Annotated in this window: 4 protein-coding genes; all 4 read left to right on the forward strand. The window is 45.7% G+C overall.

The window, feature by feature from the left end; genetic code table 11:
* Positions 1–305, forward strand: a 305-nt coding sequence (locus DKW72_RS16135; protein ID WP_232522442.1) for a hypothetical protein, incomplete at its 5' end; no start/stop codon positions are given.
* A 522-nt stretch (positions 306–827) separates the two neighbouring features.
* The gene (locus tag DKW72_RS16145; RefSeq protein ID WP_111643418.1) at positions 828–1,028 is read left to right on the forward strand and encodes a hypothetical protein; all 201 of its coding nucleotides are present in this window, start codon (positions 828–830) and stop codon (positions 1,026–1,028) included.
* A 113-nt stretch (positions 1,029–1,141) separates the two neighbouring features.
* A complete protein-coding gene (locus DKW72_RS16150; protein WP_111643419.1) occupies positions 1,142–1,399 on the forward strand; it encodes a hypothetical protein in 258 nt (85 codons plus the stop codon).
* Positions 1,400–1,955: 556 nt separating this feature from the next.
* Entirely contained in the window at positions 1,956–2,390 is a 435-nt protein-coding gene (locus DKW72_RS16155; RefSeq protein ID WP_111643420.1) for a hypothetical protein, read from the forward strand.
* The last annotated feature ends 102 nt before the right edge of the window (positions 2,391–2,492 follow it).

The following is a 2,492-nucleotide window of genomic DNA, read 5'->3' on the forward strand; positions in this document are numbered from 1 at the left end:
TGGGTAATCAGCAGATGGGACGTAAATTACCTCCTGACCAACTAGAGCTCTACAAACGAATTGATGAGATCCTATTTTATAAGTGGGACCCTATCGGAATATCTGATAGCGACTGGCCGAGAGATGAGTATCAATCGTACCTGCCAAGTGTGTTTGGTCTGGTGCTGGCTTCGGAGAAGCCGGACGAAATCGCGGACTTCCTGGGAAAAATCGCCACAGAGAGTATGGGGCTGGGCGCTTCACCGGAGCATGACAATACCATTGCTGAACTAATGCTGTCTGTCAAAAGAAACCTGGAGCTTTAAGCGTGTATCCACCAACCCATAACAATCCAAGGCAGCGGAAATATTTTGCTTCGCTGCGCTCAAAACGCAAAATATTCCCCTGCTTGGGGCGTTAACCAGGCGTATCGAATCGATATGAGCATGATAAGAGAGTACTACACCCGGAAGGCCTACCAGCTTTACCCCTTTCGTTGGACTTTCGTAATTGCTCTGGTAGGTTCCTTCTTCGGTCTTTGGATACATTCGAGTGCTTACTTTTTGGCGGTCCATGTATTTATCCATGCCTGGTCAATTTTGGCGCTTGCCATAATTATTTACTATGGGCCTGTGAGAAGGCTGGCTGGTACATTGATGGTAGAAGGGGGGCGACCTTTGGTATGGCCTTTCATCCTATTTTTTCATGCTAGTCTTATTATACTTACCGTGGGTGTTTTATATGGCATTCTTTTCGGTTAACAAAGCGCAGCACTACACCGCCGCAAGCGGCGGTGGGACGCTCGTAAACTCGCGCCCGTGTGCGCGACGTTAAATGTGTGAATGCATATGAATAATAAACGCACTAAGAAACTAGAAGGTGATATTGGGGCTTTCATAAAGCAATATCAGCGCAAAGCTCACCCTGGCAGTGATCCAAACGACCGACGCTACGATAGAAATATCGAAGAGAAAGTAAAGCACATGAATCCGGAAGAGTTGAGTGAGCTGTTGTACGGCAGAGAGGAAGACGATGAGCAAGAATATTAGCTCTGTGCCAACTCCGCATTTAACAATGCGTATCACTACACCGCCAAAAAGCGGCGGTGGGACGCTCGTAAACTCGCGCCCGTGTACGCGGCGTTATGTTTTAAAGGCAAAGTATGGCTGAATTACCAGAGTATCGTGAATTCACCGGCACCCATGAAGGGTTCGACGAAATCGAGAGGAAATATTCCGACTCAAAGCAAAGCGTAGCTGTAGTTGGCCAGCGTACCGATGGTGCTTACACGTATTATGTTTACAAATGGGATATCGCTGATTGGGAATATATTGGTGAAGGATACTGGTCGCCGTCGGGAATTGGCGGTTTTTTTCATGATCTGGATTCGGCTAAAACTGAGGCTTATTTAAACCTATGAACTTCGTGCTAACCTCTGCAAAACATAACAATACGCATCACTCGCGGCCTGCGGCCTCTGGGACGCCAACCCGCTGCGCGGCTCGTCGCCCGTGTGCTTTGCGTTAAGTGACTCCAAAATGAACCATGAAGCAGACATAAAATTGATTCAAAGTTTAGTCGGGAGAGTTTGTGAAAGAACCCTTGCATGCAGCTCCTTGAAGCTTCGGTTCGGCGACATGCGACCATATATCTGGATAGATCCGCCCTGGATATTTCGAAATTCTCAGGTAGTGGTTACGAGATCTGATGAATATCCTAATGATGACGAAGATTTCAAGTTATGGAGTCGTTTCTTAGACCCTATTAATAGAGTTACCTTCAACGAATTTAGCTATTCTGACGATGGGGCGCTATTATTTATTTTCGAGAATGGATATGTTCTTGAGGTTCCAGTATCCGATGAAGTCGAAGACGAAGACAATTTCTATCATCATTGGTACGCAAGTGCCTGACACACTTAACAAAACCATGCACGCGACAAGCGCGTGATGGCGACGTTAAGTGCTAGGAGCCAAATGAGACCAGAGATATTAATTCAAAAAATATGGAATGACGACGATGTTACTGAGTTTAAAATATCAGTGTGTAACGGTCATTCGGTGTTTTGCAATAAGGTTTACTCCTCAATAGATGAATTGGGGCAGTTAGTGAAAAGCTTAGAGATTTTTCGCAATCATCAATATGGTGGGCTGCGGGATATAGTATTTGGCAGCTTCGGGCGCGAGTATGCAAATGGCGCATTTTCAGCACGCTTACACTTTCTTAAACCAAGTACTCTATACATAACAACACATCAGCAATCTGAGTTTTTCGAGTTCAAGGGTCAAAAAGAGGCAAGTGAGTGCAAAATGTATTTATCTGCTGAGCCAGTGCTTCTAGATAATTTCATTCAAGAGCTAAAAAACTTAGATTCTGGCATGAGTGAGGAAGCCAAACTAATATGCACTTAACAAACGGCTCCACGCAGACGCCCAAACCTACGCTGCTTTTGTGGGTTTCGCTGCGCTACACTTTACCACAAAAGCCTCTCCGGTTTGGGCGCTGGTGAGCCG

Origin of the sequence: Marinimicrobium alkaliphilum (assembly GCF_003259155.1) — a bacterium.
In the GTDB taxonomy this organism is placed as follows: Bacteria; Pseudomonadota; Gammaproteobacteria; order Pseudomonadales; family Cellvibrionaceae; genus Marinimicrobium_A; species Marinimicrobium_A alkaliphilum.